This is a genomic window from Olivibacter sp. LS-1, assembly GCF_008245145.1.
Taxonomy (GTDB): Bacteria; Bacteroidota; Bacteroidia; order Sphingobacteriales; family Sphingobacteriaceae; genus Olivibacter; species Olivibacter oleidegradans.
This window is the reverse complement of the sequence record NZ_CP041643.1, coordinates 6,291,642-6,316,901: the sequence shown is the minus strand read 5'-3', so window position 1 is coordinate 6,316,901 and position 25,260 is coordinate 6,291,642. Positions and strand designations below refer to the sequence as shown.

At 40.2% G+C, this 25,260-nt stretch carries 20 protein-coding genes; 4 read left to right on the top strand and 16 right to left on the bottom strand.

What is annotated here, in order from left to right:
• Positions 1-6: 6 nt before the first annotated feature.
• Positions 7-240 carry a DUF3098 domain-containing protein gene (locus FKG96_RS26255; RefSeq protein WP_013663859.1) on the bottom strand — a complete coding sequence of 78 codons (234 nt, stop codon included), beginning with the start codon at positions 238-240 and terminating at the stop codon, positions 7-9.
• A gap of 29 nt (positions 241-269) precedes the next feature.
• Complete coding sequence (locus FKG96_RS26250) at positions 270-1,148, bottom strand: ABC transporter permease (protein ID WP_013663858.1); 879 nt, start codon at positions 1,146-1,148, stop codon at positions 270-272.
• 102 nt (positions 1,149-1,250) lie between these two features.
• Between FKG96_RS26250 and leuS the strand changes: the two genes are divergently transcribed.
• Positions 1,251-4,034 carry a leucine--tRNA ligase gene (leuS, locus tag FKG96_RS26245; RefSeq protein ID WP_149106285.1) on the top strand — a complete coding sequence of 928 codons (2,784 nt, stop codon included), beginning with the start codon at positions 1,251-1,253 and terminating at the stop codon, positions 4,032-4,034.
• Between the two features lie 74 nt (positions 4,035-4,108).
• On the opposite strand, the gene FKG96_RS26240 is transcribed toward leuS, so the two are convergent.
• The 6 genes from FKG96_RS26240 to FKG96_RS26215 form a co-directional block, all read right to left on the bottom strand.
• Entirely contained in the window at positions 4,109-5,011 is a 903-nt protein-coding gene (locus FKG96_RS26240) for a DUF1338 domain-containing protein (protein WP_013663856.1), read from the bottom strand.
• Positions 5,012-5,058: 47 nt separating this feature from the next.
• Positions 5,059-5,556 carry a GNAT family N-acetyltransferase gene (locus FKG96_RS26235; protein WP_013663855.1) on the bottom strand — a complete coding sequence of 166 codons (498 nt, stop codon included), beginning with the start codon at positions 5,554-5,556 and terminating at the stop codon, positions 5,059-5,061.
• A 3-nt stretch (positions 5,557-5,559) separates the two neighbouring features.
• Positions 5,560-6,048 (bottom strand): MarR family winged helix-turn-helix transcriptional regulator, encoded by a 489-nt coding sequence (locus FKG96_RS26230; RefSeq protein ID WP_130858225.1) that lies wholly within the window; start codon positions 6,046-6,048, stop codon positions 5,560-5,562.
• The gene (locus FKG96_RS26225) at positions 6,032-6,541 is read right to left on the bottom strand and encodes a GNAT family N-acetyltransferase (RefSeq protein WP_130858224.1); all 510 of its coding nucleotides are present in this window, start codon (positions 6,539-6,541) and stop codon (positions 6,032-6,034) included. The genes FKG96_RS26230 and FKG96_RS26225 overlap by 17 nt, the downstream gene beginning before the upstream one ends.
• A 69-nt stretch (positions 6,542-6,610) precedes the next feature.
• Complete coding sequence (locus tag FKG96_RS26220; RefSeq protein ID WP_130858223.1) at positions 6,611-7,744, bottom strand: redoxin family protein; 1,134 nt, start codon at positions 7,742-7,744, stop codon at positions 6,611-6,613.
• A 133-nt stretch (positions 7,745-7,877) separates the two neighbouring features.
• Positions 7,878-8,318 carry a carboxymuconolactone decarboxylase family protein gene (locus tag FKG96_RS26215; protein WP_013663851.1) on the bottom strand — a complete coding sequence of 147 codons (441 nt, stop codon included), beginning with the start codon at positions 8,316-8,318 and terminating at the stop codon, positions 7,878-7,880.
• Positions 8,319-8,403: 85 nt separating this feature from the next.
• Here FKG96_RS26215 and FKG96_RS26210 point away from each other — a divergent pair, with 85 nt between their 5' ends.
• Positions 8,404-9,900, top strand: a complete 1,497-nt coding sequence (locus FKG96_RS26210) for a PLP-dependent aminotransferase family protein (RefSeq protein WP_130858222.1) — start codon at positions 8,404-8,406, stop codon at positions 9,898-9,900.
• Here the strand turns inward: FKG96_RS26210 and FKG96_RS26205 are convergent.
• Positions 9,897-11,678 (bottom strand): ABC transporter ATP-binding protein, encoded by a 1,782-nt coding sequence (locus tag FKG96_RS26205; protein ID WP_130858221.1) that lies wholly within the window; start codon positions 11,676-11,678, stop codon positions 9,897-9,899. The two genes, FKG96_RS26210 and FKG96_RS26205, sit on opposite strands and share 4 nt — an antisense overlap.
• Before the next feature lie 223 nt (positions 11,679-11,901).
• Between FKG96_RS26205 and FKG96_RS26200 the strand changes: the two genes are divergently transcribed.
• Positions 11,902-12,747, top strand: coding sequence for a phosphatase PAP2 family protein (locus tag FKG96_RS26200; RefSeq protein ID WP_013663847.1), 846 nt, complete (start codon positions 11,902-11,904; stop codon positions 12,745-12,747).
• Positions 12,748-12,750: 3 nt separating this feature from the next.
• Here FKG96_RS26200 and FKG96_RS26195 read toward each other — a convergent pair whose 3' ends face one another.
• The 5 genes from FKG96_RS26195 to FKG96_RS26175 all read right to left on the bottom strand — a co-directional run bounded on the left by FKG96_RS26195 (position 12,751) and on the right by FKG96_RS26175 (position 22,922).
• On the bottom strand, positions 12,751-15,090 hold the full coding sequence (locus FKG96_RS26195; RefSeq protein WP_149106284.1) for a GAF domain-containing protein: 2,340 nt from the start codon (positions 15,088-15,090) through the stop codon (positions 12,751-12,753).
• A 22-nt stretch (positions 15,091-15,112) separates the two neighbouring features.
• Positions 15,113-18,733, bottom strand: a complete 3,621-nt coding sequence (locus tag FKG96_RS26190; protein ID WP_149106283.1) for a metallophosphoesterase — start codon at positions 18,731-18,733, stop codon at positions 15,113-15,115.
• Between the two features lie 77 nt (positions 18,734-18,810).
• The gene (locus FKG96_RS26185; RefSeq protein WP_130858217.1) at positions 18,811-19,659 is read right to left on the bottom strand and encodes an SdiA-regulated domain-containing protein; all 849 of its coding nucleotides are present in this window, start codon (positions 19,657-19,659) and stop codon (positions 18,811-18,813) included.
• 28 nt (positions 19,660-19,687) lie between these two features.
• Entirely contained in the window at positions 19,688-21,733 is a 2,046-nt protein-coding gene (ppk1, locus tag FKG96_RS26180) for a polyphosphate kinase 1 (protein WP_130858216.1), read from the bottom strand.
• Between the two features lie 7 nt (positions 21,734-21,740).
• A complete protein-coding gene (locus FKG96_RS26175; protein ID WP_130858215.1) occupies positions 21,741-22,922 on the bottom strand; it encodes a Pycsar system effector family protein in 1,182 nt (393 codons plus the stop codon).
• A 325-nt stretch (positions 22,923-23,247) separates the two neighbouring features.
• Between FKG96_RS26175 and FKG96_RS26170 the strand changes: the two genes are divergently transcribed.
• On the top strand, positions 23,248-23,775 hold the full coding sequence (locus FKG96_RS26170; protein WP_130858214.1) for a DinB family protein: 528 nt from the start codon (positions 23,248-23,250) through the stop codon (positions 23,773-23,775).
• Positions 23,776-23,783: 8 nt separating this feature from the next.
• On the opposite strand, the gene FKG96_RS26165 is transcribed toward FKG96_RS26170, so the two are convergent.
• Entirely contained in the window at positions 23,784-24,740 is a 957-nt protein-coding gene (locus tag FKG96_RS26165; protein WP_149106282.1) for an EamA family transporter, read from the bottom strand.
• Complete coding sequence (locus FKG96_RS26160) at positions 24,727-25,215, bottom strand: Lrp/AsnC family transcriptional regulator (RefSeq protein WP_013663839.1); 489 nt, start codon at positions 25,213-25,215, stop codon at positions 24,727-24,729. The genes FKG96_RS26165 and FKG96_RS26160 overlap by 14 nt, the downstream gene beginning before the upstream one ends.
• Positions 25,216-25,260: the final 45 nt, after the last annotated feature.

The window sequence follows — 25,260 nt, the reverse complement described above, 5'->3', positions numbered from 1 at the left end:
TTGGTGTTATTTAGTAGGGTTCTTTAATATTGCTACAATGCCAAGAGCAAAGCCTGCGACAACCACAATCGGCGCTAAAGTTATTTTAGTGAAACTGTAAATATCTGTTTTACCGGCCATCAAAATAAAGCCAATGATAACAATGGCAATACTTAATAACATTAATTGGTAGTTCAATTTACCGAAAACAAAGTTTGACTTTTGTTCGCCTTGAGCTACTTTCTTTTTTTCTTGCGGCATAATGCTAAATTTAATTAAGTGAATGTATATTACCGATAGAGATCATTTATTCGGAGACGTAAATACTTGCTTACTGCAAAATAAGTGCTGGCCCCCGAGATCAGAATGCCTAAACAGATTACACCTATGAAAATGAGGGCAAATTCAAAATAGTTACGTAAAATAACAATTTCAGGAATTTGCTCTTGCGCAAAATACAATGTCAGCAATAGTAGAATGATTGCAATCAGAGCACCCAAAAGGCCATGAAGAATACCATAGCCTAAAAATGGACGGCGAATGAAGCCCTTTGTTGCTCCCACCATTTGCATACTTTTTATCAAAAAGCGTTGTGAATAGATTGCCAGCCTTATGGTGTTATTGATTAATGCGACGGCAATAATCAATAAGATAGCTGCGAAGGCAAGTATGATAAGACCAATGACACGAATGTTTTTGTTGACCATATCGATCAGCGAGTCTTGATAAACAACCTCTTTGACCATGCTGTTGCTAGATACCTGCTTTGTAAAGGTCTCTACACCTGCTTTATTTGCATAATCCGCTTTGAGATAGACGTCAATGGACGATAACAGTGGGTTATAACCCAGAAACTTAACAAAATCTTCGCCCAAGTCATTTTGAAGATTTCTAGCTGCTAATTCTTTGCTAACATATTGTGTGCGAAGCACCGCAGGATTTCCATCCAGCTCTTTTTGTAGACTAAGAATATCGGCTTCTGTTACCCCGTCATTAACAATGATGTTAAGTACGATATTTTCCTTAACATAATTGGAAAGATTTTTAGCATGAACGAGGATCAACCCTAATAGTCCGGTCATGAGTAATACCAGAGCAATACTAATAACCGTGGATATGTAGACGGATTTTGTTTTTCTGGATGACGCACTTACTTCAAATTCTTCCATATGCTACTATTTGAAATGCGAAATTAATAATTAGATATGAGATATAGGACATGAGATGTGAGATTTTTCGTACTTTCGCAAGTCATACTGTAATGTGTTATAATGGACTATCAATTTAAGACTATAGAGAAAAAGTGGCAGCAGTTTTGGGCTTCCAATCAAACATTTAAAGTTAATAATACGTCAGATAAGCCAAAATATTATGTGTTAGACATGTTTCCTTATCCTTCAGGAGCCGGGCTTCATGTTGGTCATCCACTCGGATACATAGCCTCCGATGTTTTTTCGCGATATAAGAGATTACGTGGATATAACGTGTTACATCCCATGGGATATGATTCATTTGGGTTGCCGGCTGAACAATACGCTATTCAAACCGGTCAGCATCCCGCAATAACCACTGAAACCAACATAAAGCGTTATAGGGAGCAGTTAGATAACATTGGTTTTTCATTTGATTGGAGCAGGGAGATACGAACCAGCGATCCATCTTATTATAAATGGACACAATGGATTTTTATGCAGCTCTTCAACTCATTCTATAACACGGATAGCGATAAGGCTGAATCTGTTGACCAATTGATCTGGATTTTTGAAACCAAAGGGAGCAAGGGGATAGAAGCAGTATGTGATGAAGATGTCCTCGAATTTACAGCCGAGGAATGGCACCATTTTTCTGAAGAGCAAAAGGAGACCGAGTTGTTAAAATATCGTCTAGCTTATTTGCGCGAGAGCACCGTCAATTGGTGCCCGGCCTTAGGTACTGTCTTGGCAAACGATGAAGTGAAAGATGGGGTATCAGAGCGTGGTGGTTATCCGGTGATTCAGAAGAAGATGATGCAGTGGAGTATGCGAATTACTGCTTATGCAGAACGATTACTGCAGGGGCTGGACACCGTTGATTGGCCCGAGCCGTTAGTAGAGATGCAGCGCAATTGGATAGGAAAAAGTATAGGAGCAAGTGTAAAATTTGCCTTAGCGGATGGGAGCGATTCCATTGAAGTGTTTACCACACGAGTTGATACGATATATGGCGTAAGTTTTCTGGTATTAGCGCCCGAGCATGATTTAGTTCCGATCATTACAACGAACGTACAGCGGGCACAGGTCGAAAATTATATAGAACAGACCAAAAAGAAATCCGAGCGTGACAGAATGGCCGATACCAAAACCGTTACCGGTGCATTCACAGGTAGTTATGCGATGCATCCTTTGACAGGCAAGCAGGTGCCGATTTGGATTGCCGATTATGTGTTAGCTGGTTATGGTACCGGTGCCGTCATGGCTGTGCCTTCGGGGGATCAACGTGATTACCTGTTCGCAAAGCAATTTCATTTACCTATTATCAAAATTCTTGATATACAAGAAATAGATGAGGAGGCCGATAGTCGGAAGGAGGGTGTTTATATTAACTCCGAATTAATTAATGGTTTATCTTATCAAGAAGCGGTTTCGAAGCTAGTATCTGTACTCGAAGAACGTGGTATCGGAAAAGCCAAAGTCAATTATAGGATGCGCGATGCGATTTTTGGTAGACAACGTTACTGGGGTGAACCGGTGCCTGTTTATTTTAAAGATGGATTGCCTAAACTAATCAAAGAAAACGAGCTCCCGTTGTTATTGCCGGAAGTGGATAAATATCTGCCTACAGAAAGCGGCGAACCGCCTTTGGGACGTGCAACGAATTGGAAATATCAGGGGGGATATGAGTACGAACTTAGTACAATGCCCGGATGGGCAGGATCTAGCTGGTACTGGTATCGTTATATGGATTCGCACAATTCGGAAGCGTTTGCCTCAAAAGAGGCTATTGATTATTGGCAGGCCGTTGATCTATATATTGGCGGTTCAGAGCATGCTACCGGACATTTGCTATACAGCCGCTTCTGGAATAAGTTTTTGAAAGACATTGGAAAGGTAAAGGAAGAAGAACCCTTCAAAAAACTGATCAATCAGGGGATGATACAAGGACGCTCCAATTTTGTGTACCGTGTATTGGATGAGCATGGAGCGGGCACTAATACGTTCGTTTCTTTAGGCCTGAAAGATCAATACAAAACGACTGCACTTCACGTTGACGTTAATATCGTGAACAACGATATTCTACATCTAGAAAAGTTCAGGCTATCCAGACCCGAATATGCAGAAGCTAAGTTTATTTTAGAGGACGGCAAATATGTCTGTGGACATGAGGTAGAAAAGATGTCCAAGTCCAAGTTTAACGTCGTTAATCCGGATGATATAATAGAGCAATATGGCGCTGATACCTTACGCATGTATGAGATGTTTTTGGGCCCTTTAGAGCAAAGTAAACCTTGGAACACAAACGGTATTGAAGGCGTTCACAAATTTCTTCGTAAATTTTGGCGCTTGTTCCATGACGCATCTTCAAATTTTTCCGTATCGGATGAAATACCGACAAAGGCAGAGCTTAAGTCCTTACATAAGATTATCCGTAAGGTGGAAGATGATATCGAACGATTCTCTTTTAATACTTCGGTTTCGAGTTTCATGATTTGCGTAAATGAGTTGACTGATTTGAGGTGTAATAAGCGAGCTATTCTGCAGGATTTGGTAATTGTGTTATCACCCTACGCACCCCATATCTGCGAAGAACTATGGGTGCTTCTTGGAAATGAACCGGGCTCCTTGTCTTACACTTCTTACCCTGTTTTCAACCCGGATTATTTAATAGAGGATGAGTTTGAATACCCTATATCGTTTAACGGTAAAATGCGACTAAAACTCAATCTATCGCTGAGCCTTGAGGGGATCGAGATCGAACAAGCTGTATTAGCGAACGAAGATGTGCAGCGTTACCTTGATGGTAAAACACCTAAGAAGGTGATCGTTGTCAAGGGGAAGATCGTAAATATCGTTGTTTAAGTCGCTTTTGGTTGTCGGAAATCGGCTTTCTGCTTTATTCATTATCGCTGAAAGCCGATTTTCAAAAGCTGATCTTAATCGCCTTTTGTTTGGGAACTATAGGTGCTTTCAAATATTTTATCTGCGTTATTGGCTTCAAAACCGTCTCGACGATGCTGCCTTTTTATTTGTTCTTTTGCTAGGTGAACGTAAGCAGGCAATACCTTTCTTTCCGCAAATTCGACATAAGAACCCGATATATGTTGTTTTTCTCCATCGGCAAAAGTGGCCTCAATCATTTCGGCCACGGTAGCACTTTGAAGTAAGCCTCCATCAGGACTTACCTTAATTTTACCACCGGAGGTATTTAACTTGAAACCATGTTTTTCGAGAAAGTTATTGAAAAGCGCGATATCATTAAATCCTTCTTTCAGATTGTGAATACTGATTGTAAAGTGATTTAAATAATAGCGGTTGTAAATAACCCATGAAGCATATTCACTTTCTTCGGCCAAAATATTGTAATCTTCCAGCGATGGTATTCTCCATAAGGGGCTGTGAAGAAAACGGTCGACTTCCATCGCATTATCAAGATCCAGTTTGTCCACCGGATCGGATGTTACTTCATCGGTATAGCTTTTGATAATATCTTGGGCTTTTTGAGAAAGATCGCTCACGCGAAGCTCACTCACAAAAATTCGGGGATATCGGTCGGCAGGAGGTGCATACCAATAAGCATCTAACTTCTTTCCGGGGAAATTATAATAATCGCGCTTTTCATAACCATAATGCAGAAAGATTTTCTCAAAAGATTTTATACCTAATTGGGATACTCCCATGGTCCTAAAAGCGATATGGTCATTTTCGATCTCATCTGGATGTTGAATAATGCCATCTTGCAGCATCGCTTGGATAATGGCACCGACATCCGGAACACGTTGTTTATAACGGGTCATTAAACCGTCCAAAACGTTGTTTAATGTTTCTATGCGGCTCATAATAGTAGCTTTATCTACAGTAAAGATACAAAAAACACCGGAATTTGTTAGTTGGCGGCAAGCACCAGCTCTTTTACCATCCATACATTACAGGCATAATGCCCGGAATTGCCAAGTGCGTGAGGCAATGAAGAGAAACCCATTTTTTTGTACATGCTTATTGCTGTTTCAAATTGAGGGAAAGACTCCAAGTAGAGATGGGTATAACCTAAGTCGACAGCTTTCTCCAAGCACCGATTAATGAGTGTTTTACCCAAACCTTTACCTCTACTTTTATTAGACAGATACAGTTTGACAAGCTCTGCGTAGCCTGTTGGTAAATTGGCTGTCGGATAAATACCACAACCACCTAAAACCTCCCCATCCTCTTCTACTACATAATAAATACTTCTTGGTTGCTGGAAAAGTGTATACAGATTGTCGGTTGTCGGATCTGTATATACGGTTCCTTCTTTTGGGATATGGTGTTCTTCTAAGGAAGTTCTCAGAATCTGCGCTAAAATCTGATTATCGTTCTGACGGATTGTTCTAATTACAATACTCATAAATTATTTGCTCTTGTTTTCTTTGATTAATTCGGCTCTTTGATAGAAACCTTGTAGTTTTAGTTGGTACTCAACTTCGTCAATAGCTTTCATTAGGTTGTTAGACGTATTAGTAAGTTGTTCTAGGGCTTTAACCATTACATCCCAAATGGGCTGCATCTTTTCGACTAACGTTTCTCCTTCTCTGGTTAGGTATAAAAGCCTCTTCCTTTCATCATCTTTATCTTTCTTTGATTTTATCAGGTTTTTTTTCTCTAATTCTTTGAGAAGGCTGATAGTAGAGGGATGAGTATACCCAATTTCGTTGGCTATTTCCACTACGCTCAATATGGGCTTTTTATGGAGTGTGTAAATCACCGGAAACCATTTCGGTTCGAATTGGATACCATAGGATTCGTAAATTTTTAGTCCGTCTTTTCGCAGCTGATCACTTAAGCGTTGTAGGCGTGTTGATATCGCTAAGAGGCCCGACTCGTCAATCACATTTGTCATCGTTATTCAGAATTAGGTGAAAAAATACATCGTCTACTTCCATAATTGGAAAATGGGAAGGGAGTTGCACTTTTTCAATTTGCATGAAACCGTTCCGTTCATAAAAACGTAAGGCGGCTTTTAATGTATGAAAGGTACCTAAGTATAAATGGCTCATACCGGCCTTTTTGGCATAGCATATCAAATGTTCCAGTAATTTCTGCGCTAACCCTAATTCTCTTCCTCTATACTCCTTGCGGACAAACATTTTTCGTATCACTCCGCCCTGTTCTGCTTCCATCTTTATTAAAGCGATAGTTCCCAAGAGCGTTCCTTGGTGTTTAATTCCCCAAAAAGCGCCACCCTTTTGTTGGTAATGTTTTTCTACATTCAATAAGTCTGGCTGATCTTCAATGGTTACAGGAACTTGATGTTCTTGCTGTTGTATCGGCAAGATAAGCCCGATGATTTCCGGGACATCGGCATTGTTTAAAAGTTCAATTTCAAAAGCCATTTCTTTTTTTAGCAAAACTACGTAGTTAGCTACATATTTGCAAATGCTAAAATTTATCAGATAGAATATTTAGAAGTAATATCGGCCTAAATGTTTTAAAATCATCTTTTTCATTTCAAGAGGATCTATTTCCCCTTGTTTACTATAAAGAATTTTTCCGCCCGGAGCTACTAATAGGGTATAAGGAAGCGCGCCTTGCCACGCTTTGTCAATAGCCTCAATCAGGTCGTATTTATTTTTACTTTCGAACAAAAAATTCTGGTTCGCGGCTCCTTTGCTTTTAAGGAAATCTAAAACCGGCTGTGGTTTCTCCGGGTTGTCGGCACTAATACTGATAAATTCAAAAGGCCTATTTCGATACATTCGGTTGATTATAACGAAATCAGGAAATTCTGCAACGCACGGTCCGCACCAGGTAGCCCAGACATTGATTAAGCGAAGTTTATCAGAATTATTTTGTAGTAGGGAGTCGATTTGTGTGATTTGAATGGGGTTAATAGTAACAGGTTCTTTTGCCCATTGTTCGTCAGACTTTTTTACCGCATCTTCTTTGGTTGACCATTTTACACTACATCCAAAAGTTTTTGTCTCTTTTACAGGGATGTCTTTTTTTGCTAGAAGTGCTTCAATTGCTTGAATAGCATTGTGCTCTTTCGTTTCTTTAGGATTTTCGTTGTCATCGAATCGTCCTTTATAACGAAGCTTTCTATTGTTATCGAAAATAAAAATATGAGGTGTCGCAACTGCGCCATATCGTTTTGATGTCAACTGCGTCTCACCATCATATAAGTAAGGGAAATTAAAATTTTTATCGGAAGCCCGTAATTTCATTTCTTCAGGAGAGTCGTTATATTCTGTATAGCCAAGTTCGTCCAAACGTACAGCGTAGGGATTGTTTGGTGATATGGCAATTAGAGCTACTCCTCGCTCACCATATGTTGCCTTTAAATTAATGAGGCGATCTTCGTAGGCCTGTGCAGTTGGGCAATGATTACAAGTAAATGCCACCACTAAAATTGGAAACCTCTCAAAATCCCGGAGTGAATATTGTTTGCCATCTGTCGCGGGCAATGTAAAATCCGGGGCCTGGTCATTGATCTTAAGGCCATTTTGCTTATCTTGGGATAAGGGAGAAATAAAGCTGCTGAGTAGTATTATTATCAAAATACTAAATAGCGAGTAGGAATACTTCGACTGTTGCATTTTGCCATAATTTAGATAATCGGGACTGTTCAGCAATTAATTTGAGTTGATTGTTAATCAATTCATTTTTGCTTTCATAGTGTTTATCAAACTTAGGCAAAATGCATGAAACAGAAAAGATATTTTATTAAGATTAGGATTCTATTTCTCGTTGCGTTGTTATTCCTACACGGTTCCATGCATTCATAGCAATAATGCCCATCATAACCTCCGTTGTATATTGCTGTCCCAAAAGCTCAACGGCTTGGTTATAAACCGCATCAGATACGCCATGTGCAGCAATATTGGTCATTTCCTCTGCTAAAGCCAGTATAGCCCGTTCCTCAGGTGAATAGAAGGGAACTTCGCGCCAGGCGCTTAGCAAATAGATGCGTTGTTCGCTTTCACCTGCTTCACGCGCCTCTTTTGTGTGTTTATTAATACAATAGCTACAGCCGTTTATTTGTGATACGCGAATTTTTATAAGCTCTGCATGTGTTTTACTTAGGGAACTTTCGGATAGGTATTTTTCGAAAGCAAGCATCGTTTGGAACGCTTTAGGATCAGCTTCTTGAAGTGTTTTTCTTTTTGCCATTGTCTTATAAATAAATTTTCTTCTCAAAGATATTGTATATTTGGACTCTGTAAGTCGTCCAGTTTGCATAAAATAGGTAGTCCACATGCTTCCGTTTCCCAGCCTTCTAATCATAGATAGAACCTCTTCAACCGCGTTATATTTGCAGGTGTCTAAGCAAATTATTGCATTGATTCGCAAGGGAATATTGAAGCCGGGAATGCGACTACCTAGTACGCGCGAACTTGCCCAATCGTTGATGCTTCATCGTAAGACAGTTGTGGCTGCGTATAATGATATGCTTTTGCAAGGATGGGCAACCACAGTGCCTAAAAAAGGTGTTTTTGTATCCCCGGTTTTACCGGAATTAAATCCGAAAATTTGGGAGCAAAATTTAAAGAAAGTGCCGGACTCCAATACTACTCCTTTTTTTTATCGTAACTCGTTTAGTGTGATCACTGATCTCGGATCTGACGTTGCCGGATATGATATTGTTATTGATGACGGTTTGCCTGATTCCCGTATAGCCCCTTTAGATTTATTGGCTCGCGAATATAGAGCGCGATTAAGAAGGAATTTGCAATTGAAAGGAAGAACGGATTCATTGTCTGTCGGCTCCATCTTACTGAGGGAAGCATTAACCGATTATTTATTTGAAACACGTGGTATACGGGCGAGTGTACACAATCTTCTTACCACCCAGGGTGCGCAAATGGGAGTTTACATAGCCGCACAGTTATTACTGAGAGCGGGCGACGCAGTTATTGTTGGCGAGCCGAATTACTTTATGGCTAACAATGCCTTTTCTTATCAAAACGCACGAATTTTTCGTGTGCCTGTAGACGAGCACGGCTTGGATATGAATAAAGTAGAGGAGATTTGTCTAAGAGAGCGTATTAACATGTTATATGTTATTCCGCACCACCATCACCCAACTACCGTAACCTTAAGCCCCCAGAGGAGAATGCAGCTTATTGCGCTTGCCCAACGTTTCAATTTTATGATCGTAGAGGACGACTACGATTATGATTTTCACTATCAATCCTCGCCCTTTTTGCCTCTGGTAAGTTACTGTCCGGAGCGCGTCATTTACATTGGCTCTTTTACGAAATGCTTAGCCTCGTCTGTCCGCATAGGCTTCATGGTAGCTCCCCAAGAGATGATCAATGAGGCTGCTTATGTCCGAAGGATGATAAATTTGAGAGGCGATTTTATAATGGAAGATGCTTTAGCCTCTTTGATACGGGAAGGTGATGTTGCAAGACACATAAAAAAATCCGTGAATATCTACCGGGAACGACGCGATTACGTATGTGCATTAATGAAAGAGCGGCTATTTGCGTTTTCCTCGTTTGAAATTCCAACAGGAGGCATGGCAGTTTGGCTACGTTTTAGTGAAGCTTATCCATTGATCCATGTGGCTGCGGAGCTTGCCAAGCACCGCATACTGATAAGTGATGGCAGGAAATATAACACCGGTCCGTTTAACTATAACGCGATTCGTTTCGGATTCGCCTCTTTGAATACCCGTGAACTTTCGCGGGTAATAGAACTCCTTACCGCAGTGTTGTCGAAAGAAGTAAATGGTCGATCGAACGCTTAGTTTGCTTCCATCGTGCTTTCTTCTTTACGCTCTCCGATCTGCTGTCGCCACATTGCATAATAAAGACCTTTAAGCGATAGTAAATCAAAATGGCTTCCTGTTTCCACGATTTTACCCTTTTCCAATACATAAATTTTGTCGGCATGCATGATGGTTGACAAGCGATGGGCAATCATAATGGTCAAATGCGTTCTTTGCGCTGTAATTTCCCGGACAGTATTAGATATCGCTTCCTCTGTAATGGAGTCGAGCGCTGACGTGGCTTCGTCAAAAATAAGAAGGCGTGGTTGCCGTAATAGCGCGCGAGCGATTGATAAACGCTGCCTTTCACCACCGGATAGCTTTAGGCCTCCTTCACCGATCACGGTTTCGAGACCCTTTTCCGCTCTTGCTAAAATATTCTGTCCCGACGCTTTCTTTATTACATCCAAAATCATGTCGTCAGTTGCCGATGGATTGACGAAGAGTAAGTTTTCACGGATAGTACCTGAAAAGAGCTGCGTATCTTGTGTTACAAAACCTATTTGATGTCGTAATTCTTCAAAATCGATCTCATTATCGTTAAAGTCGTTGTAATATACGTGGCCTGAAGTCGGATGGTATAAACCTACGAGTAATTTTACCAGTGTTGTTTTCCCCGAACCGGATGGTCCTACAAAAGCAATGGTTTCACCTTGTGAAACATCGAAGGAAATTCCGTCAAGGGCAGGGCGTGTAGCCGACTGATGTTGAAAACGCACTTCGTTAAAGCGCAACTGCTGAATAGCATCGATCTTCTTTGGTGCAAGGGGCTGGTATTCTACCTTTCGATTCAATAAGCGTTGCAGGTTGTTCAAGGATGCCTCCGCCTCCCGATAGGACATGATTATATTTCCTAACTCCTGTAAAGGGCCAAAAATGAAGAATGAATAAAATTGCATCATCATCATCTGCCCGACCGTAATCTTATCGCGAAAAACGAAGAATAGCAATGCAAACATAATGCATTGTTGAAGGAAATTAACGAAGGTCCCCTGTACAAAGCTTACAGACCGAATACTCTTTACTTTTTTTAGTTCAAGTTTTAGTATTTTCATCGTTGTATCGTTCAGCCTACTTATCTCCTGTTGGGTGAGGCCTAGACTCTTGACCAGTTCTATATTTCGGAGGGATTCCGTAGTAGAGCCGGCAAGTGCAGTCGTTTCGCTTACGATATTTTTTTGAATGAACTTAACTTTTCGACTTAGAACGCTGGTTAGAATAGCAAGAACAATTGCTCCTACCAGGTAAATCAAAGGAAGAAGAGGACTTAATTTAAAAGCAACGATAACAACGAAAACAATACCCACAAGCGTCGCAAATAGCACGTTGACAAAGCTGGTAATAAATTTTTCACAATCGGCTCGCACCTTCTGCAGCACGGAAAGCGTTTCACCACTTCGTTGATCCTCAAAATCCTGAAAGGGAAGCCTGAGTGCATGTCGAAGTCCGTCGGTATAAAGCCGTGCACCAAACTTCTGTATTATAACATTAACAACATAATCTTGGAACGCCTTCGCAATACGTGAAACCATCGCTACACCAATAATCATCAATAAGCCAATGGTAATACCCTTAAAAAAAGCACTATCTGCTCCATCGGATCGGAACTGCTGTGCTTTATTTGCATAAGGGTCAATGATCAGATTCCCAAGAATATAAGGATTCAATAAGGAAAAAACCTGATTGATCGCCGCTAATATCAACGCTAAAAGTATGAGCCATTTATGTCTACTTAAGTACTTAAGGAGTAATCTCATGGTAGGAAAATATATTAGGACGTAAATATAGGCTATCTTTTATTATAAAATTGTTATGAAACAGTAAAAAGCGATCGGCGACGGTTGTATTAGCGGAATATCCTAGAAGCGAAAACTAATGGGTAAGGTTAAATGCAAAGCACACTTCATTTTGAAGAGACGACTATATTTCTGTTTTTTGCTGAAATTCCATATTTTGCAGAAGAATATCCTTTTACAACATATGAATTACCTAAGCAAGGCAGTATTTATACTGATCTTTAGTACCATGGGATTTGCTGCTTATGCGATGAATGATAGCATCTCCGTAGATAGTATAAACAAACAAAAAATTACGTCTGATGCAATCCGTTTTGTGGACGGTGTAGCATATACCGTTTCGAGCCCTATTCGATGGAAAGGATCTGATTGGTTAAAGGTAGGGGCGGTTCTTGGCGGAACCGCGTTATTAACAACCTTAGACAAACCAAACAGGAACTTTTGGCAGGATCGGAATTCTAAAGTGTGGGATGGCATTGAGCGCGCCGGTTTTCATTATGGTAAACCTTATGCGGCCTTTATCATGACCGGCGGCTTTTATTTAACGGGGTTAGTTATTAAAAATGAATGGGCTAGGGAAACGGGGCTCATGTTGGGTGCTGCATACCTGACAAGTGGCGCCTTACAGACCTTGATGAAAACCGCCGTAGGGCGAGCGAGACCGGCAACGGACGTGGGCCCCTGGGCCTTCGATCCTTTCTCTCCGGAAGCAGGTTATCATTCCTTTCCATCCGGACATATGCAGATCGCAACCGTGAGCGCGCTGGTACTGGGGCATCGAGTAAAAAGCCCGCTGTTAAAAGCGCTATTTTACAGTACTGCGGGCGTTACACTGGTAAGTCGTATGTACAGCGATTCCCATTGGCTATCCGATATGGCTTTTGGCGGTGCTATATCTTGGTTCTGTACGAAGGCAATAGTCCGCCGTATGGAGGAGAGTAAGTATAGAAACCCTTTTAAAAAGCAGAACCAGATTACTTGGACCGTTACGCCTGCACGGCGTGGAATTGGCTTAGTAGGCGTTTTTTAGCAATTAAAGTTTTACACCGATTCGTATCGCTTTTAAGCCACTTACGCCTTGTAATTCCTCTAGTTCAAGCTCTTCCATATCGTCTAATAAAATGTCTTTATTTTGGAGATAATTAATATAGCTCATATACTCTTTAATCTCTCTCGCATCGTAATATACCAAAGCAATCTTTCCAGGCTGGGTGAGCCGTTCAAAAGAATCTTTTAAGTGAACTTTATCGATTCTCTTTTTTATGATGTGGTATCGAATGTTATAGGCTCCTTCTACATCAAAACGCCTTTCGTCCACGCGGAAGCTAATATCTATATCGTTTCCATTGATAAAAATAAGCTGGGTCGTTTCAAGCGGAGTTTCCATCTGTTGAAGTAAGGTGTGCGTTATTTTTGCAATGGAAGCCATTGACGTAAGCTGCCAAAGCCTTACGTTTTTGAGATAGAGCATGTCAAATGGCCTTTCAGGAGCAATAGATTGTCCTATATAAATATCATATTCAACGCCGTCGGTTCTGAACTTCTCAAAATAGCAAGGATAAGAGCGCTGTATTTCATCATTTAATAATTCTAAATAACCGTTAATAGCGGTATTAATGGTGGCGATGGATGATTCGAGCGCGCGTCGATGCTGATGGGCTTTCCCTGTTTCCGCTAGTACTTCTTGTTCATATTTTTCGATGATCGCTGCTAAAGTTGAATTACTGTTTTTGAAGTGCATCAATAACATGTACACTTCTTTCTCCATGAAGTCTTTAACCTTCATTTGTACAACGTCGATTGGACTCGTGTCTAATTGGGTCAACCACTTATCACAATTAAATTCCATTTCATCGAGTAGTGCAATACTATAAACGTTTTTGATGTCTTGTAATACCTGTTTTAATAAACCTAATTGTATTTTATAGTCGGCAACTAAGGCTTTATTGCGCTCAATTGTAGAATTTCTAATATCAATAGCCCCATATAAGGGATAAACATTCTTGAATTGAACGTTTTCAATAATGGGTTTCGGTTTTTCCGGCGCTATCTTTTTCAAGTATTCATATGCAGCTTGATTAAATTTCCATTGGACGGCTGGTTGTAAGGATGTAAACTTTTCTTTTATTACCGCGTCGATGCGAGCGTTGAATCTATGTGCTTGATCATTCAGTAACTGCGCAAGTAAAGGGGCGGCTCGGCGCAACTTTGCCAGGACAATCTTGTCAAAGGTATGACCTTCGTTGGTATAAACTTCTAAAAGTCCCGTTACCTTATTGTTATAATATAAGGGGATACATACATAAGAAGTAACACCGAGATCGGAAAGGTCGTTCAGGAATTTGAAGTTGTTATCTCCGAAATCTATCCCGACATTATATACTATGATTTGAGGGTTGAGCAAGTAAGATTCCGTAATGTTAGCTTCCTGGCAGTTTCTTGTTTTCTTCTTCAACAGAGCAGGTAATATACTGGCATGCATATATACCTGATCCAATATTGGTTTGTTGTTCAGTTTCAAGATGGGAGATAAACCAAACTTAATATGTTGATTACCGGTAAGCGTTTGCAAGGATTCTTGCAATACGTCATAAGCGTGCTCAAGTTCTTCGTCTGAGTTTCGACTTACGATATCCCGAATATTCTGGATAACGCGATCGGGTGTGATTTCCTTCACCGTAATAATCGAAAAGCCTGTAAAAGAGAACTGGTTGAGCGGAAGTAATTCACGTAAAAACCTCCATTCAAACTGCTGAACGTTATTCTGTCTAATTTTTTTATAATCCAGTTCCGGTAGCTTCATTTTGGGAGTGATGTCCACAAAGCGTTTATCAATTTGGATGGCATAGTAGCGAGGTAAGCCCGTTACTTCATCTTTCGAAGAAAATTCGATCACTTCGTCTTCCACGGCGGGAATTTCGTAAAAACGTTCTAGAAGTAGGCTATATATGGACTGCTCGAGCAGGTCCTTTTTCTTAGTCTTTTCTTCGATGTCTTTAAAAGTTTCTTCACAAAATTCCTGACGCAACAGATTGTAGAAGCCTTGTGTGCCGTAAAACACATTTTTTCCTAATGGTGTTGCCAGCGCCCAGAGCGTATCGTGTTCGTCTTCGAGTGGAGGTACCAGCAAATTATAGGTATAGAATAAGATTTGCTTGTAACTTGCTAAATTTTCTTCCGTCAACGGTCCATAAGTCTCTCTCGTTTCTAAGAATTTGTGAAGTATAAATTCTAGCATTTCATGCTTCACGTTATCCTGAGTACTTGCGAGCTTTCTTAAATGTGTTATAAAGCTATCGAGGGACAGCTGTATATCGAGCTCGCCTAATAAATCTTTTTTATTTTCCGATAAATCGATTACCTGCGCAAACATTGTTGATCTGAGGAATTAGTAGTTAAAAACGGAATCCCATGGTAAAATAAGGGTACCAACCTTCTTTTGAATGACCTGCTACCAATTGCAAAAGTGCAATTCTTGCGGGGGCATAATATACACCGGCTCCCGTACCCTGATGTATGGAACTGTTATCCAATCCGTCAACCCAAACTTTACCGATATCATAAAAGCCTAGTAGCCCAAGTTGTCCCGGTAAAATATAGCTGCCGATCTGTGCCAGCTTAATCCTGGCTTCAAAATTATTAAAAAATAAATGATCTCCGGCAAATCGATATTGGCGATATCCCCAGAGATTATTTTGTCCACCTAAAAATAGTGCCTGATAAAAGGTCGTTTTTCCCAAGGTTGTCCCGCCACCCAATCGATTAGCCAAGGTTACAGCATTTTGCCAAATGCTTTTATAGACTGCAACTTCAGCTTTTGCCTGAAAGAAAGATTTCGAGTAATCATTCAAACCCGTTAAGCCTTGTATATCTAATTTTAGGTATCCCCCTTCAGTTGTCATTATTTTGCTATTTCTATTATCCTTGAGAAAGGAAGCATTAAATCCCGCAAAAAGCTTGTCTTTGGCGATCGTTAAACTGTCATAGGTATGAAGCTGATCGGTGTTGTTTATAAATCGACCCTCATTATCATCTGAATCATAATAATACAATTGGAAGGAGGGCCCTATTGAAATCGAAGCAGTTTCAGTCGGCGTCCATCGCAATGCTCCATGCATCTCATATAGATTAAATCGAGTTCGGTAATACCTTACTGAATGACTATCTTTATCATAGATGGAATTGTTCCCTAAGCCAAAAAAGTTTTGTGTATTGTTTGGTGCATGTATATTGACGTCTGTTAAAAGATGCGCCTTACCCACTACTTCCTTCCAGGTTCCTTTATATTTTACTTTAACGGCTCCTGTAGCGAAGGCGCCCGACACAAGTAATTGTTGTTGATGGGCAAAGGGACTTTTTCTAAAGCCGCGCTGGTGGGTGTACCTAAATCCGCCTCCAATCAGGATTCCATCATCCGCATTGTAACCTGCGGTTATCAGTGGCATCCAAACATTATATAAATTTACCGGAACAAATGCCGTGTTGGCACTGTCTTTGGAAAGGTGCTTTCTCAATTTCGATACCTGTCCGGAAAAAAGGGACTGCTGACCCGGATCATAAATCTTAACCGGTCGGACAGCGGTGTTTATATGATAGACCTTTTTTCCTTGTCCACCGATAACACGAAGTTTAATGGGAGCATGCTTGTTTTCTATATAAACACTATCATCCCCATCTGCTAAATAAATTCGGATTTCTTTGGTCAAAGTCGGTAAATATTCCTTCTCCATTAGCTTGTCTTTCCGTTCCCCCTCCTTATTTATCTTTCTAACCGTCACCTTTAGGCCTTTATCGTTGTCGTCTTCCACCTCCACCCATTCGTGTTTATCACTTAGTTTTATATCTACAATATTGTTGATAAAGCGGTAATAAGTTTCCATGGCTGCAGGGATAGCATCCCTTCTATTCTTGAGCTCGGCAAAAAGGGAATCGTGACGAATGGCATAAGAAGACGCTGGTAGTCTCTTCAAACCTTCTTCCAGTACGCTATCGGTGATGTTTGCGACAAATTCATGAGCCAATTTCATCCATTCCTCAAAAGTGAACTGATTTTTTGAATGTGCATTTAAGAAGCGTGATTTAAATAAAGAATAGTTAGGTCGATTGATAGTCGCACGAAAGCCCTGTAATGTAGGTAGTGCCCAACTACGAGACATAATATTTGGGAAAAGACCCTCCACTTTTCTAAAAGCCTGATCTCTGTCCCTCGGTATCGGTAGGTAATCTTTGTCTTTACCTTTGCTATCGTCATACCATCGCCATTGATCTTCATGGCGATCCCAATCGCCTACCAAAAGATCTAACATGCGGGCTCGCAGGAAAGTCTTTGCTTTGTAGATGTCATCATTATCGTGATTGATTTTACTGAGCATTTTGAGCGTATTGTCGGAGTCACCCAAAGGTTCGCGCTCTTCTATTAAACATAGCGTGTTGGCAAAAATGTTGTTATAAGCGCCCAAGGCTGTGTCGGGTGCAATAATACCAATGATGGGATTACTATGAGCAACGCCAACGGCATCAGCTAATGGTGGTATCATCAGTGCTGAATAAGGATGCTGTGCACTGTTGGCGTCATCGAGAAAATCACGCGCAAACGTCTGTTGCAGTTCCGGAGGGAGCAAGGCATCGGTGTTCTTATTAACGCTTCGAATAACCCATTCCTTCCCCGACTTGTCCGCCAGTCGTAGTGATACTGTCTGCATACCCCCTCCTCGTTTCAAGGGCGTTAAACCGCCCTGAAAGGAGGAAATTCGGATAACGGGCACTTTTGAGTCGACGGCCCATTCTTGCCTGTAATTTTCACCAAAAAGTTTTCGGTGAAATTTTCCCACTCGATTGTACAAAGGGTTCGCCTGCGTCACGGTACTGTCTATATCGGAGTGACTTAGAAAAAGAGAATCTCCCAAGGGAATGGGATCAACAAAAGACTTTTTGTAGTTGTATGTTTCTTTAAACATGCCGCTATTCGAAGTAAAAAACCGAATCTGCTTGCTTTTATCCATCCATTCGTCGACAATAACAAATCCAGTTTCTTTATTTGTGAATAAAGCCTTTTTGCCATTTTTAATGAAACTTCCCTTTGATCCGCCGCCGCTAACAAGTTGTAACGTGTTGCCATCCGACAAAAGTTGGAGGCCATGTTCATGGCCTGCTACATACAATAGATTAGGAAATTCATCTACTGTATGTTTGATATCTTGTATCATTTGTTGATAGAGTGGGTGGGGGATATCTTCGGGATGTAAGAATACGGTTGATCTTAAAATGGGATACAACGACCCTACCAAAGGCAGGGGAAGATAGAGTTTTTTGCTCAAATTAGTCAGTGGGAAAAGATGATCTTTCCAAGAAAAATATCCCCCATGTACTCCGTAAGAAGAAAACGGATGATGCGACGCAAGTAATACCGTTTTATTTCTATTTTTATAAAGCAAACTTTCTAGACGCTCCAATACTTCTTCTTTACTGCTACAGTTGCAAGTTGTATCGCGATTTATTTTGTCGAAAGGAAACAACCACCATTCGCTATCGTATGCAATGACCGTCAGGTTCTCTGAAATACTAATTTCTACCGGGTCAGGGCAACCGTTCTCGGGGACCATCCGTAATAAAGAATCCCCAACAGTTTTAAGATAATTTGATTGGGCTTTAAGCTTTCTGAGACCTTGCTTACCTGAACGATCCCAATCGTGATTTCCAGGTAAAAAGTACACAGGTATTTGCTTCGCTCGAAAAGGACTAAATTGTGATTTTAAAATTTCTTCGCCTATTTGTTTTTCAGACGGATTCACCGGCATTCCTTTAGGATAAATATTGTCGCCAAGAAAAAAGACCGTGGTTTTACCAGTAAGCACTTGCCGGGTGGCAGCTTCAATAACGGCATGCTGAGCAGTATTCGATTCTCCGGCATCGCCTATGAATATTGTCCGACTTTTGATAAAAGGTTCCTGTGCATTGGCTGCTATAAAGACAATACAAAGAAGCGTAAAAGAAACAAGTAAAAATTTATTGTTCATATGCCTCCGTCTGTTTTTGAAAGGAAAATATGGATATCTTCTGTCTTATTTAGGCCAAAAGGTAGTCCCTGTTTTTTCTAATGCTTATAATTAAATTTAAGCAAGGTGGCTCTTCCCGAATCACCTGCTTCGTTGCTTATATAAAGATTGTTATCCTTGTCGAAAGCAATACCTTCCGGTTGATTGAATAGCTTTGGATTCAACAGATGCGCTTCTTTTACTTTCCAATCATGATCTGCAATCAATAAAAGCTTATTAATGGACGAAACAATATACCATTCATTTGTTTTTTCGTTTCGCGTCAATGCCGATGGTCTAAAAGCTTTACCTTTTAGTTTTACATATTTACTGATCTCTTCATTATCAATAGAAAAGCTTCCCTCTTTTATAATCTGACTCCCTGACTCAAGTTTAAGAATGTAACCGGTGGTCTGTGATGTTTTTTTGTCGACACTACATTGTTTACATAAAACATATAGACGATTGTTCGTGATAGAAGCAGCTAAGCTTTCATATTCGCCTTTAGGTAAAATTTTTTCGGAAACCATCGCATCGATCTCTGCTTCATATAGTTCTTGAAGCGGAAAGGAAAAAAAAGAACCGTCGCTCCGAAGGAGAACAATACGATCGTTACTGACAGCAATATCTTCATAATCTCCTTTACCGGCAAACTTAACATATTTAGTAGACTTGTCACCTGCTTTTAAATAATATACATGCCCCTGTTCATCTTGCTGCGCAAGCAGTCGGTTCGAATCCCCATTAACAAAGGTTATGCCTGATACTTCTTCTAGTTCAGGTGGAAACTCCATTTGCTGAGGCTCATTTAAGTTATAATGACTTGGTGAGGTAAATGAGGGATCTTTTTTTTGTGCACAAGCCGCACATGCAATTAGTGCTATGTATAACGTAAATAACGATTTCATTGATGTATTATTAATGGTTACATATTAATTATTGATACATAAGGTCACGAAATGATGCATGAATTAATTTATGTATCTCCTCCTGCGAGCGAGTGGTCCCTTCGGCCAACTCCACGTTTTGGGCGTTTTTATCTAACTGGACAGCCGCTATATCATCCTGTAGTTGCAGAGTCAGCATTTGCTTAATCTGCTGTTTTAGTTCTTCGTTATAAATCGGGAAACACACTTCGATACGACGGTAAATATTTCGATCCATCCAATCCGATGAGCCGAGAAATACGCGTTCATTTCCACCATTGTGGAAAACAAATATCCGTCCGTGTTCAAGATAGCGATCAACGATACGGACAATACGTATGTTTTCGCTTAATCCGGGTATTCCGGGCCGAATTCTACAAATACTTCGTACGATTAGATGAATTTTAACGCCTGCCTGACTAGCTTCGTACAACTTATGAATTAACTTTTCTTCTTCCAAGTTGTTTAGTTTAATAATAATCGCGGCTTCTTCACCGTTCAAAGCCCGATTGATTTCATTATTTATGTGATGTAAAAAGGTCGGAAGTAAGTTAAATTTGGCTACAAGTAAGTGTTGAAAAGGCAAAGCCGGATATTCCTTTCCAAAGCTTGTGCTGCTCAAATAAGTAAAGAGTAGATCTAATTCGCCGGTTATAAAAGATGAGGAAGTGAACAACGAATGATCCGTATAGGTCTTCGCGGTATTTTCGTTAAAATTACCGGTTGAGAGTAGCGCTATTGCGTTTAGAGGTGCATTAGCGCGAAGTTTGACTAACGAAATTTTGGCATGGACTTTTAGCTTCTGATCGCTATATATAATTCGGATTCCTGCATTTTCCATCCTTTTTGCCCATTTGATATTATTAGCTTCATCAAAACGAGCTTTCAATTCCACAAATACGGTTACCCTTTTGCCGTTTTTTGCTGCGCTTATCAAGGCATGTACAATTTGAGAATTGGTGGCTACCCGATAAAGTGTAATGAAAATTTCTTCTACTTCCGGGTTGAGAACTGCCTCGTTAAAAAAGCGCAAAATGGGGTCATAAGAGTGGTATGGTGTGTGAAGCAACAGGTCACGGTGTTTTATTTCCTCAAATAAGCTTGCATGTTGGTAGGTGATTTCCGCAACAGGCAATTTCGCGTATTGAAGCTGTTGGTCTCTTACCGGGAAAGCAAAAAAATCCTTTAAGTTATGGTAAACTCCCCCTTCAATATGATTGGCATGCTCGAGTTGCAAACACCTAATCAAATGATTTAGCGTTGGCTGTGGAACGCCTGGTGCATATAGGAATCGAGTGGCCATTCCATAATCTCTTAAAACCAACAATTTTTCGATTTCATTAGCTAGGTCACCATTAAATTCGTCCTGTAGGTCAAGCTCGGCATCACGTGTTACTTTGAAAGAAAAAACACACTGAGGGATTTGCGTAAAAATATATTTTAGATTGGCTCTTATAATGTCGTCAATTAATACAACGTAGTGCGTATTCTCAATCTGTGTGTGAAAAAATCTAGGTATCTCATCAGAGGGAATGCTTACAAGCGCCAGTCCTTTGTTCGCATCGCCGAAATCAGCTGCCAAATAAAGCTGGTTGTTCTTTGGAGAAAACGCTTTTTGTTCAGGGTGAATGATTTCGAGGAAAGCAGCAATGGTATCAAAAAAGAAGCGATCCGTTTTTTTCTTAATACAATCGGGGATGTCCTCATTATATACTAAGTGGATATTTTTATTTTTTAGATCGGGAATAATATGCTGCTTTAAAATACTTCCGAAATAAGCCTGTTGTGTCTCAATAATTTTTTTGGTTTTCTTTAGTATACCCTTCTTTATGAGCTTTTGCGAGGCGATGGCTCGTTTCTTTAATTCTTTCAATGCCATTAAGACGGGAATTCTTACACGATAAAATTCGTCTAGATTAGAAGAATAGATCGCTAAGAATTTTAAACGCTCCAGCAGAGGAACTTCATCTTTTGCCGCTTCCTCAAGCACTCGACCATTGAAAGAAAGCCAACTTATGTCTCGACTATTTAAAAGCTTCTCTCGTTTTTTGAGCATGGTAGTATTATTGAATGGTGACAATGACCGCAATAAATGATAGAACAGACGCAATTAAGCCATACATAAATATGTTGTACGCGATTCGCAGTAATCGATATTTCCTGCCCAGCACCACACCCTGTGAGTAAACGTCTTTAATTAAGGTCCCGTATAGAAAATCACGGTCTTCCATTACCGTACGCATACCTTCGTTGTATTCTTGCAACCCCATTCTGTAAAAATTACCGAAAAAGAGAAGGTTTACTTTCTTCTCTTTCATATCTTCGGCAGAAAAAATGCCGTTGGGTATATAAGGGCGAGTAGCTAAGATCGCAACTACCATGGTTGATAAACTAACGGCAAGCAAGACAAAAGTAGGTAAAACAAGATGCTCATTACTGTCGAGTTTTCTCAAAAGTAAGGCTATAATAACCGAAAGAATAATGGAGTTGACGGTTATAAGGATGTTACTTTTGTTATCTGCCATGTCACTTAAACGTTGATTATTGGTAGATGTGACCCTAAACATGGTCTCGATCCCTCTGTCGGGACGTTTATCTTTGTCTTTATCTTTATCTTTCTTTTGTTTTTTTTCTTCTTCCATGGACGTATGGTTGGCTTTTGATTTAAGTGACGCTAAATTTTCAAGTTTCTTATCTTTTAGAAAAAGATTCGCATATTCGGTATGGTAGTGGTGCCTTTCCATCAAGGCGATCGTTCCGTTACGCCAAGTTTCTTTGTCAATTGATTTGCCTTGGCAACCTTCTGCTTCTTTACGCATGAGTTTGTTCCTTTCATTGAAGCCATCGCTTCCCAAATGGAATAGGTCCGCGTCACAAACAATTTTTTCTAGCAAGTTTTGTGGATTTTGCGGCATGCGGGTAGCAACAATGCATTTTTTTATGGATTCAATAACAGATGCTTCTACCTGCCTTTCCTGCAAAAAATTTTCAGCAATTTCGGCGCTGCGTAATTCGTGATTTTGGGGAGGTCCTGTATAATATCCCACGTCGTGAAAATAAGCAGCTACCTGAACAATGAAATTGTCTTCCGCTGATAGCTGATAATATTCGCCGATTTTCCTACTGGCATCAACTACCTGATGTATATGTTCTATGTCGTGAAAACATAAATTGGTGTTATTTCTCGCTTTGATATAATCCTTTATCCAGCTGGCAGATTCTTGAATAATAGCCTGATAATCCATTTAATCTTCTTTGGCATTTCTAAACAAACTTAATTAAATTGATAGTATAATACAATGCATAAAACAGCCATTTTAATGTACTATTTGCGCCGGTAATTCAAACGATAGGATAAGACTGGTTAGCTAAGTCTCAGCGATTGCTCACATAGCCCCTTAAAGCACTACTAACGTCTGTTTTTTATCATGCTGTAAAGCCTGATTGCCGTTATAAGATTTTTAAGTTGCCAAGTTATAAAAGATTGTTTGCGGGCTCGCAAAAATAAAAGAGGATGACATACTGTTGTCACTGGCGCATTCTTTCTTTGTTCTATAAAACTAGGCGATTATGGTAAAAGAAAACTTGATCTTCGAACTCGAAACAGTAGGACTCACTAGTCTGATAAGAAATTATGTAGACTACGATTTGTGGACTAACATTACATTAGTTAACTGGTTAAAAACAAAGCCGAAGAAACTTCTTGAAAAAGAGGTTATTTCCAGTTTCCCAAGTGTTCTATTAACACTGAAACATATGTATAAAACACAGGGTTATTGGTTTGCTATCATTAATGAGAAATATGACTTCGATCCGGAAAAAGATCTTTTTACGATTGACGAAGTAATGAGCTGCTTGGTGGAGCAGTCGGCTCAAATCGCAGATTATGTAAGTGCCTTGACGGTTAAAGAATTACAAGAGCCGGTTTTAGTCGAAAGTCCGTGGTTTAACTGCGAATTTTCGGCTTTAGAGTACATCATGCAGTTTGTAAATCACAACACGTATCATCGGGGACAAGTGGTAAGCATTGGTCGGCAGCTCGGATTCACGGATGCTCCAATGACGGATTATAATTTTTACAACATAATGGCTAAGTGAAAATCTTCCTATTGATCGGGGCACAGGGGCTTCATTTGCTTGCCCTTCTTTGCCTTGACGAAATTTATCATGGCAACGCCGCACAAAATAATAGCAAGGCCTATAATTTGAATCAAAGTTACCTGTTCGTTGGCGAAGGTGCTGCCCAGAAAGACAGCCACCAATGGATTGACATAGGCATGGGTACTAACCTCTGTTGCCGGACGTACTTTCAATAACCAAATATAACTTGTGAAGGCCAGAATGGAACCAAAGATAATCAGGTATCCGATGGCTAGCCAAGAAGAGACAGGTGTGGCCTGCATATGAAATTGCTGTACATCGCCATGTGCAAAGGCGGCACCCCAAAATAATATGCCTGCTATTAGCATCTGCCAAGCGGCATTAGCAAAGGTAACACCGCTAGGTAATACGCTGTATTTCGAATATACCGAGCCTGATGCCCACGAAAGTGTTCCTAGTATGAGTAAGCACATACCGATTGCTTTATTGGATAAGCCGGTTTCAGTAAAGGAGGCAGCTAATTGTTCACTAAAGAGTAGAATGACGCCTACAAATCCTACTATGACACCCACAACGGTATTCCAGTTCCGGAAATTAACTTTCCACATTTTTTTATCGAGCAGCAAAATCCAGATGGCGGTAGAAGCTGCTACAATAGCAATTAGGCTGCTTGGTAAATATTGTTGAGCCTTCATGACTAAACCCATATCGATGAACAAAAGGAGTATACCCGTAACAGCTGCCGTCTTTAGCAGTTGTTTATTCCAAATGGGCTCTTTCATTTTGTTGCACCAGATCAACAACAACGTACCTGCGATCGTAAATCGTATGGCTCCCAAAAGAAAGGGAGTAAAGCCCTGAAGAGCAATGTGAATGAAAAAATAGGTGGAACCCCAGACAATGTAAATTAACAAATAAGCGATAATAATGGCCGCTGTAGATGTATTCTTAGCTTTCGTCATTTTCTGTGTCTCTTTTGATAACGATGTGCTGATTTTCTTTAACTGTTTCCAGCACGATGGTAGTTCTTGTTGATACAATATTTGGAATATTCCTCAGCGAAGTTTTCATGAATTGCATCAATTCCCCCGAGCTGGAGACTCTGATTTTTACCAAATAGCAATCTTCGCCCGTGATATGATGAACCTCTTGGATCGCTTCGATTTCGCTAAGCAGTTTGTCAGCTTCATCGCAGCCTAAACCATCTGCCACTTTAATAAAGATAAAGGCTAACAGGTTCTGATTAACGGCCTCGGGATTGACCCGTGCGGTATATTGTACTAATGCTCCCTTTTGTTCAAGTTTGCGAACACGTTCTAAGATACCAGATGGCGCCATGCCTAATTCCCGAGCTAAATCGGCATTTGTCATCCTTGAGTTTTTCTGTAAATAATCTAATATTTCCAGATCGATGCGATCTAGTTGTATATCATGCATAGTTACATTTGTTGAAAAAGCTGACAAAAATACAGAATATTATAG